The sequence below is a fragment of the Kitasatospora sp. NPDC001095 genome (assembly GCF_053598615.1).
Genome location: NZ_JBSFKQ010000014.1, coordinates 56444 through 78653 on the forward strand (window position 1 = coordinate 56444; position 22210 = coordinate 78653).

Below are 22210 nucleotides of genomic sequence, written 5' to 3' on the forward strand. Positions count from 1 at the left end.
CTCAGCGGCCTACGGCTGCGGAGCGGGCGATCCGGCGCCGGTGGCACCGGGGGCGGGAGCGCCACCCGGAGCCGGCGCGGCGCCGGCGCCGCGCGCCGCCTCGGCGGCCTTCAGGGCGTCGCCGAGCGCCTTCTGGGCGTTGCCGTACGCCACCCAGTCGCCGTTCTTGAACGCCGTCTGGCTGTCGCCGTACGCCTTCTCCGCGTCCGTGAGCGCCTTCTGGAGCTCCGGCGAGATCGTCCCGCCCGGCGCCGGCGTGGTCGGCGTGGTCGGCGCGGTCCCGGTACCGGGCGTGGACGGCACGGTCGGGGTGGTCGCCGGGGGCGCCCCGCCGAACACCTTCTTCAGCGCGGCCTCCAGGGTGTCCTCGAACGCCACGTTGTCGTCCCCGTACACCGCCAGGACCTTCTGCATCGTCGGGTACTTGGCACCGCGTCCGCGCACGTACACCGGCTCGATGTTGAGCAGCCCGCCGCCGACCGGCAGGGTCAGCAGGTTGCCGTACTCCAGCTCGGAGTCACCGCCGCTCTTCAGCAGCGTGATCTGCGAGGCCACCTCCTGGCGGGAGTTGAACTTCGACTGCACCAGGCCGGGACCGGGGGCGCCGCTCTCGCCCGTCATCTTCAGGATGCGGATCTTCCCGTAGTCGTCCCCCGGGTCCGCGTTGACGGCCATGAACGCCGCCAGGTTGGGCCGCTGGTTGGGCACGAAGGTACTGGTCAGCGAGAAGCTCGCGGCGTTGGTGTCCGGCATCCGCACCGTCACGTAGTACGGCGGCTGGACCTGCCTGGTGTCGCTGGTCGGGTCCACCGGGGTCTGCCAGATGTCACTGCCGTTGAAGAACGAGTTGGCGTCGGTGACGTGGTACTGGCCGAGCAGGTCGCGCTGCACCTTGAACATGTCCTGCGGGTAGCGCAGGTGCGGCACCAGCGTCTGCGGGATGTCCGCCTTCGGCTCGACGGTGCCGGGGAAGGCCTTCATCCAGGTCTTCAGCACCGGGTCCTTGTCGTCCCACTGGTAGAGCTTCACCTCGCCGGTGTAGGCGTCCACCGTGGCCTTGACCGAGTTGCGGATGTAGTTGACCTGGTTGGCGGCGGTCAGCAGCTCACCGCGCTGGTTGGTCAGCGAGTCCTTGGTGGCGGTGCCCAGCGTCGTCTTCGAGGAGAACGGGAAGCCGTCCGAGGTGGTGTAGCCGTCCAGGACCCACAGGATCCGGCCGTCCTGCACCACCGGGTACGGGTCGGCGTCGATCGACAGCCACGGCGCGACCTTCTCCACCCGCTCCTTCGGCGTCCGGTTGTAGATCACCTTGGCGCCGTCGGTGATCGCCCCCGCGTAGAGGATCTGCGGCTCCGCGAAGCGCACCGCGTAGGCGGCACGGGTCAGCGGGTTGTCCAGCGAGACCCCGCTGTCGCCCTGGTACGTGGTCTCCGCGTTCTGGCCCGTCTTGGTGTCGGTGTAGTCGATCTCCTTGTTGGAGCCGCCGACGATCGAGTACGTGGTGGTCTTCTCGCCGTAGTAGATCCGCTGCTGGTAGTCGCCCAGCGTGCCGGTGGCCGGCAGACCCGACTCGGTGAACACCGGCTGGCCCTTGTCGTCGACCTGGTTGCCCTTGGCCACCACCGCGCCGTAGCCGTGGGTGTACTTGAAGTGGTCGTTGATCCAGTTGCGCTGCACGCCGTTGAGGTCCAGCTCACGCAGGCCGATCACACTGTCCTGCTTGTCCTGCCCGCTGCCGTACCGGTCCACGTCCAGCGTGTTCGGGAAGGCGTAGTAGTTGCGCTGCTGCTCCAGCGACTGGAACGCCGGCGAGACGACGTTCGGGTCCAGCAGCCGGATGTCCGAGATGGTCCGGGCGTCCGGCTTGAGCGCGTCCGCGGTGGTCGTGCCCTGCGGCGTGTACGGAATGGTCTGCGCGTCCGCGATCCCGTACGCCTGACGCGTCGCGTCGATGTTCTTCTGGATGTACGGCGTCTCCTTGGCCTGCTCGTTCGGCTTGACCTGGAACTGCTGCACGATCGCCGGGTACAGCCCGCCGATCAGCACCGCCGACAGCACCATCAGCCCCAGGCCGATCAGGGCCGGGGCCCAGGTGCGGCGGATCGGCGTCAGGAAGAACAGCACCGCGCAGATGATCGCGACGAAGAACAGGATGGTCTTGGCCGGCAGGAACGCGTTGGCGTCGACGTACCGCAGGCCGGTCCACCCCGAGACGCCCTTGTACGAGCCGGTCTTCACCGCCAGCGCGTACCGGTCCAGCCAGTACGCGACCGCCTTCAGCAGCACGAACACGCCCAGCAGCACCGCCAGGTGCCCCTGCGCCCCCACACTCGCCCGGCGGCCCGGACCCTGCAGCCGCAGCCCGCCGTACAGGTAGTGCACCATCGCCGACGTCAGCAGCGAGACGATCACCGCGCTGAACGCGAAGCCCAGCACGAACTCGTAGAACGGCAGGTCGAACGCGTAGAACGAGACGTCCATGCCGAACTGGGCGTCCTTCTCACCGAAGGAGGTCGCGTTCGTCCACATCAGCCAGGTCCGCCACTGCCCCGAGGCCGCGGCACCGGCCACCAGGCCGATCACCAGCGAGACGCCGATCAGCGCCCAGCGCTTGAACGGCGCCAGGCCGGACCGGTAGCGGTCCAGGCTCTGCTGCTCCACCGACATCGCCGACAGCGGCGGCCGCAACCGGTGCGCCAGCCAGATGTTGAAGCCGACGATCACCGCCATCAACAGGCCGAAGACCCCGAACAGCCCGACCTTCGTCCACAGCTGGGTGGTGAACACCGAGGAGAAGCGGACCGACCTGAACCACAGCCAATCCGTCCAGAAGCCCGCGAACATGACGAACAACAGGAAGAGCACCGCGAGTACGCCCAGGGTCAGCAGGGCCACCCGCGCCCGCCGGGAGGGCGGGCCTACCCTTCGCCGGAAACCCGGCCCTGAGCGTTCGGGCATCTGGAAGACCACGGTGGCACCTCGGCTGTGTCGTCTGAATGGGGTCGGTCGTCAGAGAAACTTAACCAGGCTTTGGCCGAGTTCCCACCGTTAGCAGACGGTTACGACAGCCACCCGCCCGGCGGGCGCGCCCCGCCCGGCGTGTGAGGATTGAGGCATGTCCGACGCGTCTGATCTGAACAACTCCCCCGACGACGTCTCCAAGCTCCCCGCCGCCACCCCGCTGACCCGGGCCGCGCTGGAGATCGACGAGTACGCCGCCACCCTCGGCTGGGACCTCCCGGCCCGACTCTTCGCCCTGGTGGACAGCGCCGCCCTGCGCAAGGCCAACCCGAAGATCGCCAAGCAGCTCGGCCTCGCCGAGGGCGACGAGGCCGGCCTCACCCCGATCGAGCAGGACGAGCTGCCCGCCGGCATGGAGCTCGACAAGTTCCTCGGCACCATCGCCTGGCCCGACTCCGTGGCCGGCTGCGCCCTGGTCGTCGAGCGCCTGATGCTGCCCCCGGGCGCCGAGCAGTCCCGCCCGCGGGGCGCCAGCGACGCCCAGCTCGCCGAGTGGGTGGCCAACCACCCCAACCGCGAGGAGGTGCGGATCACCGCCGCGGTGCTCCGCGACGGCAAGAAGGAGATCGCCCTGCGGCTGCGCTCCAAGGACGTCGCCCGCGAGGTGCTGACCGGCCCCGACCTGGTGCCCGGCCTGACCGACGCGCTGCTGGCGACCTTCGCCTGACGCCTTCCCGGCGGCGGCCTCCCGGGGCCGCCGGCGGCTTCCCGGCCGGCGGCTACTTGGCCGGCCGTTCCGTGGCCCGGCGGTCGCCCGGCCCGGCGGCTACTTGGCGGTGCAGGACGGCAGCGCGGAGGTCTGTCCGGAGCGGACCTGCTCCAGCGACTTCAGCGCGCCGTCCAGCGTGTCCGCCTTGATCAGGGTCAGCCCGGACGGGACGTTCTTGCTCGCCTCGGCGCAGTTCGAGGACGGGGTGAAGAAGTACTGGGCCCCGGCGTCCCGGGCGGCGATCAGCTTCATCGAGATGCCGCCGATCGGGCCGACCTTGCCGTCGTCGTCGATGGTGCCGGTGCCGGCCACGAACTTGCCGCCGGTGAGGTCGCCGCCCGGGGTGAGCTTGTCGATGATGCCGAGCGAGAACATCAGGCCCGCGCTCGGGCCGCCGACGTCCTGCAGGCCGATGTCGATCTGGAACGGGTAGGTGTGCCGGATCCCGGTGCCGATGCCCACCACCGCGAGCTCCGCCCGCTCGGCCGGGGCCTGCGGGTCGAGGTCCTTGGCCCGTGCGGTCGGCACCGTGACGTCGGTCTTCCCGCCCGCGGCGGCGGCGCCGTTGCCGTCCTTGACCCGCGGCACGACGGTGAAGACCGCCGACTCGCCCGGCTTGTGCTTGGTGACGGCCGCGACCACCTGCTCGACCGAGCCGACCGGGGTGCCGTCCACGGCCACGATCTGGTCACCCGCGTGCAGCCGCCCCTCGGCCGGGGCGCCCGCGGTGACCGACTTCACGATCAGCTCGCTGCCGACCGGGATGCCCAGCTGCTTGAGCGCCGCGGTCCGGGCGCTGTCCTCGGAGGAGGCGAACTCCTCGGCGTTCTGCTTCTTGGCCTCCGCGTCCGACTGCCCCTTGGGGTAGACGTTGTCGTGCGGCACCATCAGCACGTCGTCCCGCAGCCAGCCGACCACCGCGTTGACCAGGCTGGGCTCGTACTTGGCCCCGGTGACCTGCACCGTGGTCATGTTGAGGTTGCCCGTCGTCGGGTACGAGTCGTGCCCGCTGATGCTGATCACCGGCTTGCCGCCCTGGTTGCCGAGCGTGTTGTACGTCGGCCCCGGGCTCATCTCCGTGTACGGAACCTTCATCAGCACCGAGATGCAGAGCAGCGCTATGAGCAGCAGGGTGGCAGCGAGCATCGTCGCGGAGCGGCGTGGCATGCCTCGACAGTACGGGACGGGCGTGAACAGGCGCCCGCCGGGCTACCTGCCGGAGCCCTCCCTCGGGGCCGCGGTGCCCGCGGTGGTGCGCTCCATGGCGGCCATGAAGCGCTGGTGTTCGGCGAGTGAGGCCGGGTCCCCGGCGGCCCGCGGTTCCCTCTGGGCCCACAGTGCCCAGAGGCCGGCGGCGACGCCGGCGACACCCGGAATGATCAGCCAGGCGAGCGCACTCATACCAGTACTCCCAGCTCGTCGTGTCTATGAGCAGATTAACCACTCCGGCGGACAACGCGGCCGGCGCCGTCCGGGTTACGGGACGGCCGATCGGCTCACTTCCGGGGAGTATTCGGAGCGCCGTCACGAGCCCGTTGGAGTGACATCCCGGCGCGCCTCACCCGTCGGACGCGCGAGGTGTGCCGGTCGGTTCCGCGGAGCGTGCAGGCCGGTTCCGCGGGGTGCGCAGACCGGTTCCGCGAGGTATGCCGGTCGGTTCCGCGAGGTATGCCGGTCGGTTCCGTCGGCCCCGGAGCCGTCCTCAGCAGCCGCCCGCGCCGACCCACTCCTCCTCGCCGTCGGAGAAGACCTGGTGCTTCCAGATCGGCACCTCGTGCTTGAGGTCGTCGATCAGTCGGCGGGCGGCGGCGAAGGCCTCGCCGCGGTGGGCGCAGGAGACGGCGACGATCACGGCCTTGTCGGTGATCTCCAGCCGGCCCACCCGGTGGACCGCGGCGAGCGCCCGGACCGGGAAGTCCGCGGCCACCTTCTCGGCGATCCGGCGCATCTCCCGCTCGGCGGTGGGGTGGCAGCTGTACTCCAGTGCGGAGACCGACTTGCCGCCGTCGTGGTCCCGGACCGTCCCGACGAAGACGGTGGTGCCGCCCGCCGCGTCGTCACCGACCGCCTCGTACACCTCGTCCAGCGAGAGCGGGGTGTCGCGGATGGCGAGCAGGCGGATGGGGTCGTGGTTCTCGGACATGGCCCCATGATTCCCCATCCGGCACGGGACGGGGCAAGCCACCCTTCCGCATCACGAGGCGGGGATTTCGCATCGTGAGAAGCCCCCGTCCGGCGCCGCCCGCAGACCCGACCCGCCCCGTCGGCACCGCCCGGTCGGAACCGCCGCCCGCGGACCCGTCACTGGCCGGTCAGAACCGCCGCCGCCTGCGGGCCCGGCGCACCAGCGCCGCCGTACCGACCAACGCCACCGTCGCCCCGGCCGCCCCCAGGCTGGTCGCCGCCTCCTTGCCGCCCAGCCGGCGCCCGGCCACCGCGTGCTTGCCGGACACCTGCTCCAGCAGTTCGGCCAGCACCTGCTCGTTGGTGTGCGCCGGGCGCCAGCCCGCCTCGTGCAGCCGACTGCCGGACACCACCCACGGGTACATCGTGTACGCCAGGTCCCCGGCCGGGGCCGGGGTCAGGCCCAGCCGGTGCAGCCGCGCCGCCGTACCGAGCGCCAGCGAGGCCGGCAGCTCCATCCGCCGGATCCCGGACAGCCGCTCCACGTCCTCCTGCTCCAGCCAGCCGTCACAGCCGACCGTCACCTCGCCCTCGACCAGGCCCAGCACCGCGTACTCCAGCGCCGCCGCCAGGTCGTCCACGTGACAGAACTGCCAGCACGGCCGGGACCCGGCCACCACCAGCAGCCGGGGCGCCTCGAAGTGCCGGGTCAGCACGGTGTCCACGCCGGGGCCCACCACCACGGCCGGGCGCAGCACCGTCACCTGGAGGCCCGGGTGGGCGCGCGGCGCCCGGCGGGCCAGCCGCTCGATCTCCAGCAGGTCCCCGACCAGCGAGGCCTCCTCGGTCGCCCGCAGCTCGGAATCCTCCGCCAGCGGCACCTCGTTGTCGGCCAGCGCACCGTAGACCATCGCCGAGGTGCACAGCACCACCCGGTGCACGCCGGCGGCCGCGGCCGCGGTCAGCACCGTCTGCGCTCCGCGCACGTTGTAGGCGCTGCGGGCCCGGGCGTCGGACTCCATGCCGAAGTCCATCGCCAGGTGCACCACCACGTCGACCCCGGCCAGCCGTTCGGCCACCGCCGGGTCCCGCACGTCGAGCACCCGCCACTGCACGCCCGGCACGTCGCCCCGCCGGTCGTCCACCGCGAGGACCTTCCGCACGTGCGGAGAGGCCACCAGCCGGGCGGCGACCCGCTCGCCCAGCACCCCCGCGGCACCCGTGACCGCCACGGTCAACAGCCGACCGCCGTAGGCTGGGGGCGGCGACGCCGTGGTGTCCGACGCGTCCTCTCCTCCGGTCAGCCCAGAGCGAACGTCCGAGGGCGGGGAACTCACCGGCCATCCTCCACGGTTAGCTTTATGTGCGTACGGACGTGTGTCACGTACGTCCATCCTGCCCGAGGCGAAGGCCCGGCGGTGCACCCGGCGCGGGCCTGCCGCGCGGGAGCCGCCCCCGAGTCCCCCACTCCGCCGCCGCCCCGGGCGCAGACTTTTCCGCCACACCCGCATGACGGCCGACCGGATCGAGGACCCCGTGAGCGACCTTCCCTTCGGATTCGGCGTTCCGCCCGAGGAGCCCGAGGACGGCAAGGCCAAGCCCGACGACGCGCAGAAGAAGAAGGACCAGGAGCAGTCCGGCAGCGGCCCGCAGCCGTTCGGCTTCGGTGGCGGCAACCCCTTCGGCGCGATGTTCGGCCTGCCCGGCACCCCGGGCGGCCCCGGCGGCGCCGGAGCCGACAACCCCTTCGCCGCGATGTTCGGCGGCATGAACCCGGGCGACCTCGGCGCCGCCTTCCAGCAGCTCGGCCAGATGCTCTCGTTCGAGGGCGGCCCGGTGAACTGGGACCTCGCCAAGAACATCGCCCGCCAGACCGTGGTCGCCGAGCCCGCCGAGGGCAAGAGCAAGGACCGCTCGGTCAGCGACGCCGAACGCTCCGCCGTCGCCGAGGCCATCCGCCTGGCCGACCTGTGGCTCGACGGCTCCACCGAGTTCCCCTCCGGCGCCGGCACCGCCGTCGCCTGGAGCCGCGCCGAGTGGATCGAGGCCACCCTCCCGGTCTGGAAGGACCTGGTGGATCCGGTCGCCGAGCGCGTCGGCAACGCCATGGGCGGCGTCCTGCCCGAGGAGATGCAGGCCATGGCCGGCCCCCTGATGGGCGTGATGCGCTCGATGGGCGGCGCCATGTTCGGCACCCAGATCGGCCAGGCGCTCGGCGCGCTCGCCGGCGAGGTGGTCGGCTCCGCCGACGTCGGCCTGCCGCTCGCCCCGGCCGGCAAGGCCGCGCTGCTGCCCCAGAACGTCGCCGAGTTCGGCGAGGGCCTGAACGTGCCCGCCGACGAGGTCCGGCTCTACCTCGCCCTGCGCGAGGCCGCCCACCAGCGGCTCTTCGCCCACGTGCCGTGGCTGCGCGCCCACCTGCTGGGCGCCGTCGAGGCCTACGCCCGCGGCATCAAGGTGGACACCTCCCGGATGGAGGAACTGGTCGGCCAGCTCGACCCGAGCAACCCGGAAGCGCTCCAGGAGGCCCTGGCCGGCGGCCTGCTCCAGCCCGAGGACACCCCCGAGCAGAAGGCCGCGCTCGCCCGCCTGGAGACCGCGCTCGCGCTCGTCGAGGGCTGGGTCGACGCCGTCGTGCACGCCGCCGCCGAACCGCACCTGCCGCAGTCCGGCGCGCTGCGCGAGACCGTCCGCCGCCGCCGCGCCGCCGGCGGGCCCGCCGAGCAGACCTTCGCCACCCTGGTCGGCCTGGAGCTGCGCCCGCGCCGGCTGCGCGACGCCTCCCGGCTCTGGGCGCTGCTCGCCGACGCCCGCGGCGTCGAGGGCCGCGACGCGCTCTGGGAGCACCCGGACATGCTGCCCACCGCCGCCGACCTGGACGACCCGGACGCCTTCGTGCACCGGGACTCCGCCGACGACCTGGAGGGCGGCATCGACTTCGACGCGCTCCACAGGCTGCTCGGTGAGGCCGCGGCCGGCAAGCCCGACCTCACCAAGAAGGACGAGCAGCCGAAGACCGACGAGGACGGCACCGACGGAAAGGGCGAGCCCACCGCATGACGGACACCGAGACGCCCGCCGCCACCCTGCACGCGGACGCCGTCCGCACGCTGACCGGGTGGCGGCCCGCCGACCAGGACCAGGAGCGGCTGCGGCTCGACTACCTGGAGCACCTCGCGGCGCGGCCCGACGGCCTGTACCGCTCCTGCCTGCCCGCGCACATCACCGCGAGCGCGGCGGTCGTCGACCCGGCCGCCGGGCGGGTGCTGCTCACGCTGCACCCCAAGGTCGGCATGTGGCTCCAGATGGGCGGGCACTGCGAGCCCGGCGACCGCGACCTCGCCTCGGCCGCGCTGCGCGAGGCCGTCGAGGAGTCCGGCATCCCCGACCTGGTGCTGCTGGAGAGCGACGGCGCCCCGGTGCCGGCGAAGCTGGACCGGCACCTGGTGCGCTGCACCGGCAAGGACCGACCGGAGAACACCCACCTGGACGTCCAGTACATCGCGCTGGCCCCGGCCGGCGCTCAGGCGCTGATCAGCGAGGAATCGCTGGACCTGCGCTGGTTCGACTACGACCGGCTGCCGGAGCTCACCGACCACTCGGTGCGCGACCTGGTCGCCCGGGCACGGCAGCTGACCGGCTGAGGCGTGACACCCGAAGGGGGCGCGGAGCCTATTGGCCCGCGCCCCCTTCCATCGCTCCTCCGGTCGGACCCGACGGGGCCCACGGCTCCTGCCGCACCGCCCCGCCCCGCCCCAGCCTGGCCTGACCCGACCCGCCCCGTGACCCGCCCCGTCCCAGCCTGGCCTGACCCGCCCCGGCCCGGCCCGACCCACGCCGTCCCGACCTGGCCCGCCCCGCCCCCGCTCGCCCTCAGCCGCAGGAGGACGCCGCCGGATCCGGCCCGGTCGGGTTCGGGGCCGCGTGCCGAGCACCCGGGATGTGCGGCAGCCGGGCGGCGGAGACCACACCCTCCAGATAGCCGCGGGCCCGCTCGGTCCGCGGATAGGACTCCAACAGGGCCCAGAACGCCGGGCCGTGGTCCGGCACCAGCAGGTGCGCCAGCTCGTGCAGCAGCACGTAGTCCAGCACGTACTCCGGCATGCCCTGGAGACGGTGCGAAAGGCGGATCGTCCCCTCACTCGGGGTGCAGGAACCCCAGCGGGAATTCTGGTTGGTGACCCAGCGGACCTGGCTGGGCCGGGCCCGATCGCCCAGGTAGGAGGCCGACAGCTCACGGGCCCTGGCCATCAGGCCCTCGTCCCCGGGAATCCGCCGGGACTCCTGGGCGGCGAGCTTCTCCAGCATCTGCGCGACCCAGCGCTGCTCCTCGGCGTGCGACATCCGGGCCGGGATCAGCACGACGGTGCGGTCGCCCTCGCGGTAGGCGGAGACGGTACGGCTGCGGCGGGCGCTGCGGCGCACCTCGACCCGGCTGCGGTCCTGCGCCTCGGGGGCCGCGGCGCCGGCGGGCGGCGGCTGCGACGGGCCCGGCCTCGGCTGCTGCCGCTGGTCCGGGCGTCCGCGCGTGTTCGGCCCCGCGACCTGCGACCCGGACGCTGCACGGGCACGCCGACGCGACGCCGGTGGATGGGAGTCCCGCTCGGCTGCCATGGCACACGACGTTACCCGGTACCCCTGACAGAAGTCCGCTGCCCTGGCCGGAATCTTTCATGGAGCGATCGCGAACGAAAAGTCGACGGCGGGTGTCCGGAAACCGACCCCGGGGCGGATGCCACGTTATCCACAGGGCGTGCGAACGGATGGCCCGATCATACGAGCGGACCTGTGGATAACCTTCCGCGCGACATCCACGCGATGGGGCAAGCTGCGGTCAGCCGTCCGGAAACGATCGATTGGGAGACCGCCATGCGCCTCGCCCTCAAACCCGCGCTGTCCCGCAGCTGGCGGGACTCGGAGACCCTGCAGTTCGGCACCGTCACCCGGTTCGCCGGGGTGCTCGGCAACGCCGACAAGACCCTCTGCGACTTCCTCGCGCTGCTCGACGGGACGCGCGACCGACCGGAGCTCCTGAACGAGGGCGAACGCATCGGGCTCGGCCGCGAACCGGCCGACGCCCTGCTCGCCGACCTGGAGGAGACCGGCCTGCTCGACGACGCGGAGGCGGGCGACCGCGCACTGGCCCGTTTCCCCCAGCAGCAGCGGGATCTGCTCGGGCCTGACCTCGCCTCGCTCTCCCTGGTCCACTCCGGCCCGGGCGCCGCACCGGCGGTCCTGGGCCGCCGGGCCGACGCACGGATCGAGGTGCGCGGCGCGGGCCGGGTCGGCGCCGCTGTGGCGGCGGTGCTCGCCGCGGGCGGCACGGGCACGGTCACCGTCGCGGACGGCGGCCGGGTCAAGCCCGGCGACTGCTCCCCCGCCGGGCTGCCGCCCGGGGACGTCGGACGGCTGCGCGCGACGGCGGCCCGGGAGGCGGTGCAGCGCGCCGCGGGCCGGGCCCCGGTGCCGGTGCCCCGGCGGCGGCCCGGGGACCCGCCCCCGGACTTCGTGGTCCTCGCGCCCCGGGACGGCAGCGCCGCCTTCGCGGGCGGGACGTACGAGGCCCGACTGCTGCTGCGGGCCGGGGTGCCGCACCTCTACGTGGGCGTGGTCGAGGAGTTCGGCGTCATCGGGCCGCTGGTGATCCCCGGGATGTCGGCCTGCGGGCACTGCCTGGTGCTGCGGCGGGAGGACGAGGACGCGGCCTGGCCGCGGGTGCTGGCCCAGCTGGCCGACGAAGGCCCCGGCCGAGCCCGGACACCGGCCTGCGACACGGCACTGGCGACGGCGGTCGCCGGACTGGCTGCACTGCACATCCAGGTGTTCCTGGACGGCGGCCGACCGCCGAGCGTGGACGGCTGGTGCGAGGTGTCGGCCCGGGACGGCATGCCACGGCGCCTGCGGCTTCGCGGACACCCGGACTGCGGTTGCCTGTGGCAGCCGCTGCCGCCGGGGTGAGGAACGGAGGAGGGTGAGGCACGGAGGAGGAGCAGAAGGAGGAAATCGAGTCTGACGGGAGCAGGCCCGGCGGCTGCACGGCTCGGCAGCCCCCGGCCTCCCCACGGCACCACGGGCACCCACCGGCCGTACGAGCCGACGGCCAGGTGAGCCCGCGGTACCGACGAACCCCCTCGCCGGGATCGACGCCCCCCAGGGGCGGGCACGAGGCCTTCCGCGGCCCGCGCCCTGCCCGGGGCAGGGCGCGGGCAGGGAGCCACCGCACGTGACACAAGGCGGGCGGGTGGTGGGCGCAGGGCAGTGGGTGGTGGGTGATGGGTGGTTGGCGGGCGGGCGGCGAGGGTGGGTGGGAGGGGGGAGGGGGAGGGGGAGGGGGCCCCGGGGAAAGGCGACATCACACCTCTGTGCAGGAAGTCGGCCGAGCCGACTTCCTGCACAGAACTACCACCCCCTCCCCCACCCCACCACCCCAAGCCGCCCAACTCCCCACAAAGGGAAGCCACTCCCCGCCCCGCCCCGCGGAATTCCGCGGGGCGGGCGACAGGGAGCGGGCACAATGGCGTAGAGATGGTCGGCCGCCCGGAACCGGGCGGCCAGGGATTGGAGGCCCGGGGTGAGCGATCTTCCGCGCAAGGCAGTGACCCGCACGGCACGGCTCGCCGCCCTGCCGCTGGGGATAGCCGGTCGCGCCACGCTCGGCCTGGGCAAGCGGATCGGCGGCCGCTCCGCCGAGGTGGTCACCGCCGAGCTCCAACAGGCCACCGCCGACCAGCTGTTCAAGGTCCTCGGCGAACTCAAGGGCGGGGCGATGAAGTTCGGGCAGGTGCTGTCCGTCTTCGAGGCCGCGCTGCCCGAGGAGGTCGCCGGGCCGTACCGGGCGGCGCTCACCAAGCTCCAAGACGCCGCTCCCCCGATGCCCGCCGCCAAGGTGCACACCGCGCTCGCCCAGCGGCTCGGCGAGGACTGGCGCGAGCTGTTCCGGGAGTTCGACGACCGCCCCGCGGCAGCCGCCTCGATCGGCCAGGTGCACAAGGCGGTCTGGCACGACGGCCGTACGGTCGCCGTCAAGGTGCAGTACCCGGGCGCGGGCGACGCGCTGCTCGCGGACCTCTCGCAGCTGAGCCGGGTGGCCTGGCTGCTGGGCCCGCTGATCCCCGGGCTGGACGTCAAGCCGCTGATCACCGAGCTGCGCGAGCGCGTCTCGGAGGAGCTGGACTACGAGCTGGAGGCGCAGGCCCAACACCGGCACGCCGAGGAGTTCGCGGACGACCCGGACATCGTGGTGCCGGGCGTGGTGGCCCAGGCCGACCAGGTGCTGGTCACCGAGTGGATGGGCGGCACCCCACTGGCCGAGGTGATCGCGGGCGGCACCCAGGAGGAGCGCGACCGCGCCGGGCAGCTGCTGGCCCGGTTCCTGTTCGCGGGCCCGTCCCGGACCGGGCTGCTGCACGCGGACCCGCACCCGGGCAACTTCCGGCTGCTGAAGGACGACGGCCCGGCGTCGGGCTGGCGGCTGGGCGTGCTGGACTTCGGCACCGTGGACCGGCTGCCCGGCGGGCTGCCCGCGCCGATCGGGGCCTCGCTGCGGATGGCGCTGGCCGGGGACGCGGCGGGCGTGCTCCGGATGCTGCGCGAGGAGGGCTTCGTGAAGCCCTCGATCCGGCTGGACCCGGACGCGGTGCTCGACTACCTGCTGCCGATCATCGAGCCGGCCGCGGTGGAGAACTTCCACTTCACCCGGACCTGGATGCGCGCCCAGGCGGCCCGGATCGCTGATCCGCGCTCGCCCGCCTACAACCTGGGCAAGCAGCTGAACCTGCCCCCGGCGTACCTGCTGATCCACCGGGTGACGCTGAGCACCATCGGGGTGCTCTGCCAGCTGGGCGCCAAGGCTCCGTTCCGCGCGGAGATGCTGGAGTGGCTGCCCGAGTTCGCCCACCAGCGGTCGGCGGGCCCCGCGGGGCCCGGGAACTCCGCGACGCCCGGGAGCCGCGAAAAGCCCGGGAGCCACACCAAGCCCGGCAAGCTCACCGGCCCCGCGCGGCAGGCCCGTCCGGCCCACGAGGACGCCGAGCGGGGCCGGGTCCGCAAGGACTGACCCGGCACCGCGACAACGGCCGCAGGCCGCTCCCCTACGACGGGGAGCGGCCTGCGGCACGACGGGGGTGGACCGGAGAGTCCGGGAGGGCCTGCGGCGGACGGGCCCTCGGGCCAGGCCCTACATCAGGGCGACGGCGAGCGCCTTGCGGGCGCGCATCGAAGCGCGCTCGGCCCGCTGCTTGAGCCTGCGGGCCCGGACGACCCGGCTGACGAGCCGTTGGTTCTCGGCCTCGTGCCGCCTGTCTTGCATATGGGCACGGGCCAGGGATTCGTGGAGGAGTTGCATCTCGAGGATCCTGTTCTGGGTCTGGCGTTCGGTGGCCTGCTCGGCGCGGGCGGTGGGGTCGACGGCGGCGGGGTTCATGTCGTGGTCCTGCTCGTGGTGCTTGCTCGGGAACGGGATGCGGGCTGCGGCGTCGGCCTTGGCGGCGGCGATCCGCACGGATCGACGGAGGGCGCTGTCCAGCGGGAGCTGCTGTCCCCGGCGGACGACCCTGGCCTCGTGGGCGGGGTTCACGCCATGACCTCGGTCTTGCGCGGACGGCCACGGGGACGCTTGCGCGCCACCACGACGCCCTGGACGAACAGCTCGCCACCCCAGACGCCCCACGGCTCACGCCGCTCCAGGGCGCCGGCCAGGCAGGCGTCCTTCACCGGGCAGGTGCCGCAGAGGGACTTGGCGTACTCGACGTCGGCCGGCGTCTCGGCGAAGAAGACCTCGGGGTCGAAGGCGCGGCAGGGGATGGGGAGACCGAGGGACTCGGCCTGCTCGATCGAGCTGAGCTGCATGGAAGGAACCTCCGGGGGGTCGGCCTGGTCGGCCTTGGTGATCTGGCTTGTCTGCGGTACGGACGGGGTGGGCGGCGTGATGACCGTGGACACTGTGGGCGTCTTCCTCGTCTTTTCTCAGTGGTTCCGACCCAGGGGACTGGTGGTGCTGGGCCGGAGGCCCCGGAGGGCCTGGGTGGTCTTGCGTACCGGACAAAACAGAAGGGCCGCGGATCCCGGTGGTGACGGGTTCCGCGGCCCTGGAGGTGCCGACCTGAGGCTGGCTCAGGTTCGTTCTCTCCAGGGTTCAGGGCCGCGGAAGGCCCACATCCGGACGGCCTTGGCGCCCATGGGGGCGACCGCGGCCTGGTTAATCTGCTGCTCGTTCTGCTTCTGGGTGTTTCCGGCACCGATGACCTGCGCATAGCCGCCATGCATGGCGGCGGCTACTGCCGCCTTCGGTGCCTGGGTCGGTCGCTCGTCGCGCAGGGAGCACGACGTGCCGAACGACGCCCAGTCACGGGACAGACCGGTCTCGACAAAGGTCCCGTCGACGCTCCTGCTGCCCGTGAGGCACAGATCAGTGTGTCCGGGACCACTGACAGCGGGGACGGCGAGGACACCGGTGGTGTCGAGACCCAGACCGGTTCCACCGAGCTCGGCGAACGCCCGCAGGCGGGCGGCACGCAGGGAGGCAGCGACAACGGTCTGGCCAGTCATTTTGGTGATCATGATGTTTCCCACTGTCTTCGCCTCCTCTCGGCGTCTCGCGGAGCCTGGTCTCCCTGGCTCCGAATGTTCGGATGTCTGTCTCGGTGAAGCTCGGTAAAGCGTTGTGAAGCTCTCGGGCGAGGGGCACCAGCACAGGTTTCACCCCGTGCGACCGCGTCCCCTTGACCGCTCCGGCAGGCTATTGCGCTCCCGGTACGCGGCGCAAACTATTTTTCACGCGAGTTCTTCGGCACGACACACGACGGGTTGCGAAGCCCTCGAAGCGGCCCCGTGGACCGCGCCCGTACCGGCTCAGGCCGGATCGGCCGGACCGCCGTCCTCGACGTCGTCCGGATCCTCTTCGGGCTCCTCCCCCGCACACAACGAGAGCACGGCCGCCCCGTACTTGTCCAGCTTCATGGCGCCGACCCCGGAGATGGCGGCCAGTTCCCCGCGGCCGGCGGGCACGTCCTCGGCGATCGCCATCAGCGTGGCGTCGGTGAACACCACGTAGGCCGGCGCGCCCTGCTTCTTCGCCTGCCGGGCCCGCCACTCGCGCAGCCGTTCGTAGAGCCCCTCGTCCATCGTGGACGGGCAGCTCTCGCAGCGGCGCAGCTTGCGCTCGACGGCCTCGGTGAGCACCTTGTCGCAGACCCGGCACTTGACCGGTCCGCGGACCCGCCGAGCGGCGGAGCGCTCGCCGGCCTCGACGCCCCCTCGCCCGCCGCGTGCGCCGGTGCGCGCGCCGGGGGCGGCGGAGCCGGGGCGCAGCCCGTCCAGGAAGCGGCTGGGCTTGCGGCCGGCCCGCCCGCCCGGGGAGCGGGAGAGCGCCCAGGAGAGGGTGAGGTACTTGCGGGCGCGGGTGACGCCGACGTAGAGGAGGCGGCGTTCCTCCTCGACCTGTTCGTCGGTCTTGGCGTAGATGATCGGCAGGGTGCCCTCGGTGAGGCCGACCAGGAAGACGGCGTCCCATTCGAGGCCCTTGGCGGCGTGCAGCGAGGCGAGCGTGACGCCCTCGACGGCGGGGGCGTGCTGGGCCGCGGCGCGGGCGTCCAGTTCTGCGACGTAGGCGGCGAGGTCGGTGTCCTGGCCGGCCGCGGTGCGGGTGCGTTCGAACTCCTCGGCCAGTCGGACGAGGGCGGCCAGTGACTCCCAGCGGTCCCGGACGGCGCCGGAGCCGGCCGGCGGCTCGGCGGTGAAGCCCCGGGTGGCGAGGACCGCGCGGACCTGGCCGGCCAGGTCGGGGGCGCCGTCGGTGAGCGGGTCGGAGGCGGCGCGGGCGGCGCCGCGCAGCAGGACGCCGGCGTCCCGGACCTCGGGGCGTTCGAAGAAGCGTTCCGCGCCCTTGAGCTGGTAGGGGACGCCGAGGTCGGCGAGGGCCTGTTCGTAGACCTCGGACTGGCCGTTGGTGCGGAACAGCACGGCGATCTCGCTGGCGCGCACCCCGGTGGCGAGCAGGTCCTTGATCCGGCGGGCGGTGGTCTCGGCCTCGGTGGGTTCGTCCTCGTACTCGGTGTAGACGGGTTCGGGGCCGGCCTCGCGCTGGGAGACGAGTTCCAGGCGGTGCCGGGCGGCCTCGCCGCGGGCCTGGGCGAGCAGTCCGTTGGCGAGGTGGACGACCTGGGGGGTGGAGCGGTAGTCGCGGACGAGCTTGACCACCGTCGCCCCGGGGTGGCGGCTGCGGAAGTTGAGGAGGTAGTCGGGGGTGGCGCCGGTGAAGGAGTAGATGGTCTGGCTGGCGTCGCCGACGACGCAGAGGCTGGCGCCGCCGTCGGGGCCGGTCCACTGGTCGAGCAGGCGCTGCTGGAGCGGGGAGACGTCCTGGTACTCGTCGACGGTGAAGTGCCGGTACTGGGAGCGAACCTGGTCGGCGATGTCCGGGCGGTCCTCCAGGATGGCGGCGGTGAGCAGCAGGACGTCCTCGAAGTCGATGTTGCCGCGGCGGCTCTTGGTCTCCTCGTAGACGCGGTAGACCTGGGCGGTCTCGGCCGGGTCGCGGGGGGCGTCGCGGCCGGACTTGGCGACGGCGGAGGGGTAGTCCTCGGGGGCGATCTGGGTGACCTTGGCCCATTCGATCTCGGCGGTGAGGTCGCGCAGTTCGGTGCGCTGGACGCGTAGGCCGCAGCGGCCGGCGGCTTCGGCGACGAGTTGGACCTTGCGTTCCAGGAGTTGGGGGACGGGGCCGCCGACGGCGCGCGGCCAGAAGTACTGGAGCTGGCGCAGGGCGGCGGCGTGGAAGGTGCGGGCCTGGACGCCGTCGGCGCCGAGCTGGCGCAGGCGGCCGCGCATCTCGCCGGCGGCGCGGGCGGTGAAGGTGACGGCGAGGACCTGCTGGGGGTGGTAGACGCCGCTGCGCACGCCGTAGGCGATCCGGTGGGTGATGGCGCGGGTCTTGCCGGTGCCGGCGCCGGCCAGGACGCAGACGGGGCCGTGCAGGGCGGTGGCGACGGCGCGCTGCTCGGGGTCGAGCCCGGCGAGCACGGCGTCCGGGCCCGTGGCGGCGCCGGGGTCGGCCCAGGGGGAGCCGTGGGGGCCGTCGTAGGGGCTGCCGCTCAAGAGGTCTTCCTGCATGCGTTCCATCCTCTCAGCCCGGGGGGACATTGCGGACGGAGTTGTCCACAGGGCCGGTGCGATCGCAGGATGATCGCTCCGCGCGGCGGTCGACGGCGTGCCGGAATGCCCGCCGTCCGGTGGGCGTTCCCTCCGGAGACCGTTCGCACCTCTCTTTCGAAGGAGCCCCCTCGATGTCCGGCACCGTGACGATGTACAGCACGACCTGGTGTGGGTACTGCAACCGACTCAAGAGCCAGCTGGACCGTGAAGGCATCGGCTACACCGAGATCAACATCGAGGAGGACCCGGCGTCGGCGTCCTTCGTCGAGTCGGTGAACAACGGCAACCAGACCGTTCCGACGGTGCTGGTGACGCCGGCCGGCGGCGGCGAGCGGGTCGTGATGACGAACCCGAGCCTGCTGCAGGTCAAGAAGGCCCTGGCGGCCTGAGCCCCGCGGCCCCGGACCGGTCGGCCCGGCCGTCCCCGGCCCCCGACCCCGCCGTGCCGGGGACGGGGTCGGCGGGGTCGGCGCGCGTCACTGCGCGTCGGCCCTGGCCGGGTCGACGGGCGCGGCGGGGGCGGGCAGGGTGGTGCGGGCGCCGAGGTCGCCGACGCCGTAGACGAGCCGGCTGCGGTCGGCCGAGTAGCGGGTCTCGATGACTCGTACGGGCCCGCGCCGGTCATAGGTGACGCGGGTCTGCACCAGCAGCGGCACGCCGGGGCCGCCCTGGAACCACTGGGCCTCCTCGGGGCCCGGCATCCGCGCGACCAGGTGGTCCACGGCGCCGATCTCGGTGCGCCCGAGGACGGCGAGCACCGCTTCGTCGCCGCCCTCGACGGGGTCGGGTTCCATCAGCGGGGTGCCGGCGGCGAGGCCGGCCCGGTAGTGGCTCTCCTCGATGGAGTACGGCTCGCGGTCGAGCAGCCGCAGCTGGCGGCGGACCACGATGGCCTCGCCGGGGCGCAGTCCGAGGCGTTCGGCGATGTCCACCCGGGCCCGGACGATCATCATCTCGAAGTCGGTGCCGAGTTCCCGTCCGGCTTCGGCGGCTTCGCCGAGGTAGACGGCGGAGGGCGCGGCGAGGCAGTCGCGCGGTGCGGAGGTCGGGCTGGGCCCGTAGGCGCGGTGGTCCAGGACGGGGTGTTCGCGCAGGTAGGTGCCCTTGCCCTGGAGGCGGACCAGGCGGCCCTCGTTGACCAGGACGTCGACGGCGAGCCGGACGGTGTTGCGGGCGACGCCGTACTGGCGCTCCAGTTCGCTCTCGACCGGCAGGGCGGCGTCGGCGGTGAACTCGCCTTCGGCGATCCGGCGGCGCAGGTCGGCGGCGAGGCGCTGGTATTTGGGGGATTGGGCGGTGCCCCGGGGGATTGTCACCCTCGTGAATGTAGCGAGCGGGGCGAGCCGGTTTCAGCGGTTTCCGGCAATATCGTCCGAGCGGGTTGACAACGGGCCAGCGCGACCCCCGCCCGGTAGCAGAACTGGCCCGTCCGAACACGAACAGCTGGTCGTGGTGAATGCGGGGCGGGATTGGAGAGAAAAACGGGGGCGCATGGAATTGTCCACGCGCCCCCCTTTCGTGCGGCCCTTTCGCGCCGGCACCCTTTCCGTGGAACCGGCGGGACCGCCGACGCGTCCTACGGACCCCACGGCGCTACCAGCGCGCCGCCGACGGCAGCGGCTCCCCGTACCAGAGCTCGACCAGGTGCCGGGCGATCGAGATGCCCGACGGCGGCAGGATCTCCCCCGCCTCCATCCCGGCCCGCAGCTCCTCGCGGGAGAACCAGCGCGCCTCGGCCAGTTCCTCGCCGTCCACGGTGATCTCGGTGCCGCCGGGCAGCGCCTTGCCCTGGAAGCCGAGCATCAAACTGGACGGGAACGGCCAGGGCTGGCTGGCGACGTAGCGCACCTCGCCGACCCGTACGCCCGCCTCCTCGCGCACCTCGCGGGCCACCGCCTGCTCGATCGACTCCCCCGGCTCGACGAAGCCGGCCAGCGTCGACCAGCGGCCCTCCGGCCACAGCGCCTGGCGGCCGAGCAGGCAGCGGTCCTGCTCGTCGGTGATCACCATGATCACCGCCGGGTCGGTGCGCGGGTAGTGCTCGGCCGCGCAGGAGGTGCAGCGCCGCACGTGCCCGGCGCCGGCCTTCTCGGTCGGGTGCCCGCAGCGCGAGCAGAAGCTGTGCAGCCGGTGCCAGTGCTCCAGCGCCACGGCGTGCACCAGCAGCCCGGCGTCCCGGTCGGACAGCAGCCCGCCGACCTCGCGCAGCCCGGCCGGGCGGGCGTCGCCGTCCAGGCGCCCGGGCAGGCTCTCGCCGGCCAGCGCGAAGTACGAGACGCCGTCGTCGTCGGTGCCGAGGAAGTACCGGTCGCCGGTCTGCGGCGCCTCGAAGGAGGGCAGCAGCACGAGTTCGGTGCCCTGCACGGTGTCGACCACGAACGCCTCGCCGCCGGCGATCGGCAGGACCCGGGTGCTCGGGTGGCTCCAGGCGGCCGCCAGCCAGGGCTCGTCGAAACGGTGCTCGGCCGCCCGGTCCACCCCGGACCGGGCCAGTGCCAGGTGCAGCGGGCGCTCGGTCTCAGGCACGGTGCTCACGTCTGTTCCATCCCCACGTGGTGAATCATCCGGATGAGTGATCTGGCGGCCTCGGTGCGCGCACCAGGGGCCGTCCCCCCGGTGCGCGCGGTGGTGCTCACGCCCTCGGCGCGCGCTGCGGGGGTCACGCCCCCGGCCGGAAGTTCTCGGCCAGGTCGCCCCAGAGGTACGCGGCGGTCTCCACGCCCTTGGCCAGCAGGTCCAGCTCGACCTTCTCGTTGACCGAGTGCCAGCCGTCCGAGGGCACCGAGATGCCGAGGAACAGCACCGGCGCGCCCAGCACGTCCTGGAGGTCGGCGGCGGGGCCGGAGCCGCCCTCACGGGTGAAGAGGATCTTCTGCTCGAAGGCCCGTCCCATCGCGCGGACGGTGGACTGCAGCGCCGGGTGGTCCAGCGGGGTCAGGCAGGGCCGGGTCGCGCCGGGGAACACCAGCTCGTGGCGGATGCCCTCGGGCACCTGCCCGGCCACCCAGGCCCGCACCGCCTCGCGGACCTTCTCCACCTCCTGACCGGCGACCAGCCGGAAGGACAGCTTGAGGTGCGCCGAGGCGGGGACGATGGTCTTGCCGCCGGGGCCGGTGTAGCCGCCCCAGATGCCGTTGACCTCGGCGGTCGGGCGGGCCCAGATCCGCTCCAGGGTGGAGTAGCCGGCCTCGCCGCGGGTGCCGTACGACTTGGCGACCTTCAGCCACTGCTCCTCGTCGAAGGGCAGCTCGGCGAACAGCTCGCGCTCGGTCTCGGTCAGCTCGACGACGTCGTCGTAGAAGCCCGGGATCGCGACCTTGCGGTCGGTGTCGTGCAGGGCGGCGGCCAGCTCCGCGGCGACCTGGGCCGGGTTGGGGACGGCGCCGCCGAAGGAGCCGGAGTGGATGTCGGTGTCCGGCCCGTACAGGTCGATCTGGGCGTCGGCCAGGCCGCGCATGCCGGTGCAGACGGTCGGCGTGGTCGCGGACCACATGCCGGTGTCCGAGATGACGACCACGTCGGCGGCCAGCCGCGCGGCCTCGCGCCGGACCAGGTCGGCGAAGTTCGGCGAGCCGGACTCCTCCTCGCCCTCGATCAGCAGCTTGAGGTTGACGGCCGGCGCGGTGCGGCCGGTGGCGGCGAGGTGGGCGCGCACGCCCAGGGTGTGGAAGAACACCTGGCCCTTGTCGTCGGCGGCGCCGCGCGCGTACAGCCGGCCGTCGACCACGGTCGGGGTGAACGGCTCGGTCTCCCAGCCGTCCTCCTTGGCCGCGGGCTGGACGTCGTGGTGCCCGTAGACCAGGACGGTCGGCGCGGACGGGTCCCCGGAGGGCCACTCGGCGAACACCGCCGGCAGTCCGTCGGTCTCCCACACCTCGGTCACCGGGAAGCCGGTCTCGCCCAGCTTGGCGGCCAGCCACTCGGCCGAGCGCCGCACGTCGCCGGCCCGCTCCGGGTCGGCGGAGACCGAGGGGATGGCCAGCCACTCGGCGAGGTCGGCGAGGAAGGCGGCCTGGTGCTGATCGATGTAGGAGCGGACGACGCTGTCCGGGGTTCTCGTCATACCGACGACTGTAGTTCGCCCGTGCGGGTGCCCGCCCCGGCCGTCCGGCTGCCGGGCGCCGTCGGGGCTGTAACCTCCGTCACCCCGACCTCCGTGACCCCGACCTCCGTCACCCTCGAACCTCCGCCACCCCCGAACCGCCG

General features: G+C 73.1%; 19 protein-coding genes. 6 read left to right on the forward strand and 13 right to left on the reverse strand.

The window, feature by feature from the left end; translation table 11 throughout:
• Positions 1-9: 9 nt before the first annotated feature.
• On the reverse strand, positions 10-2958 hold the full coding sequence (locus ACWDBB_RS15345) for a UPF0182 family membrane protein (RefSeq protein ID WP_449790094.1): 2949 nt from the start codon (positions 2956-2958) through the stop codon (positions 10-12).
• Between the two features lie 157 nt (positions 2959-3115).
• Between ACWDBB_RS15345 and ACWDBB_RS15350 the strand changes: the two genes are divergently transcribed.
• A complete protein-coding gene (locus ACWDBB_RS15350; protein ID WP_449790031.1) occupies positions 3116-3688 on the forward strand; it encodes a PPA1309 family protein in 573 nt (190 codons plus the stop codon).
• A gap of 99 nt (positions 3689-3787) precedes the next feature.
• On the opposite strand, the gene ACWDBB_RS15355 is transcribed toward ACWDBB_RS15350, so the two are convergent.
• The 4 genes from ACWDBB_RS15355 to ACWDBB_RS15370 form a co-directional block, all read right to left on the reverse strand.
• Entirely contained in the window at positions 3788-4897 is a 1110-nt protein-coding gene (locus ACWDBB_RS15355; protein ID WP_449790032.1) for a YlbL family protein, read from the reverse strand.
• A 42-nt stretch (positions 4898-4939) separates the two neighbouring features.
• Positions 4940-5131, reverse strand: a complete 192-nt coding sequence (locus ACWDBB_RS15360; RefSeq protein WP_449790033.1) for a hypothetical protein — start codon at positions 5129-5131, stop codon at positions 4940-4942.
• A gap of 301 nt (positions 5132-5432) precedes the next feature.
• Positions 5433-5873 carry a molybdenum cofactor biosynthesis protein MoaE gene (locus ACWDBB_RS15365; RefSeq protein WP_392873376.1) on the reverse strand — a complete coding sequence of 147 codons (441 nt, stop codon included), beginning with the start codon at positions 5871-5873 and terminating at the stop codon, positions 5433-5435.
• A 169-nt stretch (positions 5874-6042) separates the two neighbouring features.
• A complete protein-coding gene (locus tag ACWDBB_RS15370; RefSeq protein WP_392873379.1) occupies positions 6043-7191 on the reverse strand; it encodes an NAD-dependent epimerase/dehydratase family protein in 1149 nt (382 codons plus the stop codon).
• Between the two features lie 199 nt (positions 7192-7390).
• On the opposite strand from ACWDBB_RS15370, the gene ACWDBB_RS15375 reads away from it, so the two are divergent.
• A complete protein-coding gene (locus ACWDBB_RS15375) occupies positions 7391-8914 on the forward strand; it encodes a zinc-dependent metalloprotease (RefSeq protein ID WP_449790034.1) in 1524 nt (507 codons plus the stop codon).
• Positions 8911-9498: an NUDIX hydrolase gene (locus ACWDBB_RS15380; protein WP_392873385.1), complete on the forward strand. Its 588-nt coding sequence runs from the start codon at positions 8911-8913 to the stop codon at positions 9496-9498. The genes ACWDBB_RS15375 and ACWDBB_RS15380 overlap by 4 nt, the downstream gene beginning before the upstream one ends.
• A 229-nt stretch (positions 9499-9727) precedes the next feature.
• Here the strand turns inward: ACWDBB_RS15380 and ACWDBB_RS15385 are convergent, their stop codons facing one another.
• A complete protein-coding gene (locus tag ACWDBB_RS15385) occupies positions 9728-10468 on the reverse strand; it encodes a M48 metallopeptidase family protein (protein WP_449790035.1) in 741 nt (246 codons plus the stop codon).
• Between the two features lie 255 nt (positions 10469-10723).
• On the opposite strand from ACWDBB_RS15385, the gene ACWDBB_RS15390 reads away from it, so the two are divergent.
• Positions 10724-11812: a TOMM precursor leader peptide-binding protein gene (locus ACWDBB_RS15390; RefSeq protein ID WP_449790036.1), complete on the forward strand. Its 1089-nt coding sequence runs from the start codon at positions 10724-10726 to the stop codon at positions 11810-11812.
• Positions 11813-12425: 613 nt separating this feature from the next.
• Positions 12426-13910, forward strand: a complete 1485-nt coding sequence (locus ACWDBB_RS15395; RefSeq protein ID WP_449790037.1) for an ABC1 kinase family protein — start codon at positions 12426-12428, stop codon at positions 13908-13910.
• 120 nt (positions 13911-14030) lie between these two features.
• Here the strand turns inward: ACWDBB_RS15395 and ACWDBB_RS15400 are convergent, their stop codons facing one another.
• The 4 genes from ACWDBB_RS15400 to ACWDBB_RS15415 form a co-directional block, all read right to left on the reverse strand.
• Positions 14031-14429 carry a hypothetical protein gene (locus tag ACWDBB_RS15400; RefSeq protein WP_449790038.1) on the reverse strand — a complete coding sequence of 133 codons (399 nt, stop codon included), beginning with the start codon at positions 14427-14429 and terminating at the stop codon, positions 14031-14033.
• A complete protein-coding gene (locus ACWDBB_RS15405; RefSeq protein ID WP_402401468.1) occupies positions 14426-14794 on the reverse strand; it encodes a WhiB family transcriptional regulator in 369 nt (122 codons plus the stop codon). The genes ACWDBB_RS15400 and ACWDBB_RS15405 overlap by 4 nt, the downstream gene beginning before the upstream one ends.
• Positions 14795-14965: 171 nt before the next feature.
• The gene (locus ACWDBB_RS15410; protein ID WP_449790039.1) at positions 14966-15412 is read right to left on the reverse strand and encodes a hypothetical protein; all 447 of its coding nucleotides are present in this window, start codon (positions 15410-15412) and stop codon (positions 14966-14968) included.
• A gap of 291 nt (positions 15413-15703) precedes the next feature.
• Positions 15704-17872, reverse strand: coding sequence for an ATP-dependent DNA helicase UvrD2 (locus ACWDBB_RS15415; protein ID WP_449790095.1), 2169 nt, complete (start codon positions 17870-17872; stop codon positions 15704-15706).
• Positions 17873-18135: 263 nt separating this feature from the next.
• On the opposite strand from ACWDBB_RS15415, the gene ACWDBB_RS15420 reads away from it, so the two are divergent.
• On the forward strand, positions 18136-18393 hold the full coding sequence (locus ACWDBB_RS15420) for a mycoredoxin (RefSeq protein ID WP_329928084.1): 258 nt from the start codon (positions 18136-18138) through the stop codon (positions 18391-18393).
• Between the two features lie 87 nt (positions 18394-18480).
• On the opposite strand, the gene ACWDBB_RS15425 is transcribed toward ACWDBB_RS15420, so the two are convergent.
• From ACWDBB_RS15425 to ACWDBB_RS15435, 3 genes are all read right to left on the reverse strand, one after another.
• Positions 18481-19320, reverse strand: a complete 840-nt coding sequence (locus ACWDBB_RS15425) for a GntR family transcriptional regulator (RefSeq protein ID WP_449790040.1) — start codon at positions 19318-19320, stop codon at positions 18481-18483.
• A gap of 277 nt (positions 19321-19597) precedes the next feature.
• On the reverse strand, positions 19598-20539 hold the full coding sequence (gene nudC, locus ACWDBB_RS15430) for an NAD(+) diphosphatase (RefSeq protein WP_449790041.1): 942 nt from the start codon (positions 20537-20539) through the stop codon (positions 19598-19600).
• A 124-nt stretch (positions 20540-20663) separates the two neighbouring features.
• Entirely contained in the window at positions 20664-22067 is a 1404-nt protein-coding gene (locus tag ACWDBB_RS15435; RefSeq protein ID WP_449790042.1) for a dipeptidase, read from the reverse strand.
• Positions 22068-22210 lie beyond the last annotated feature (143 nt).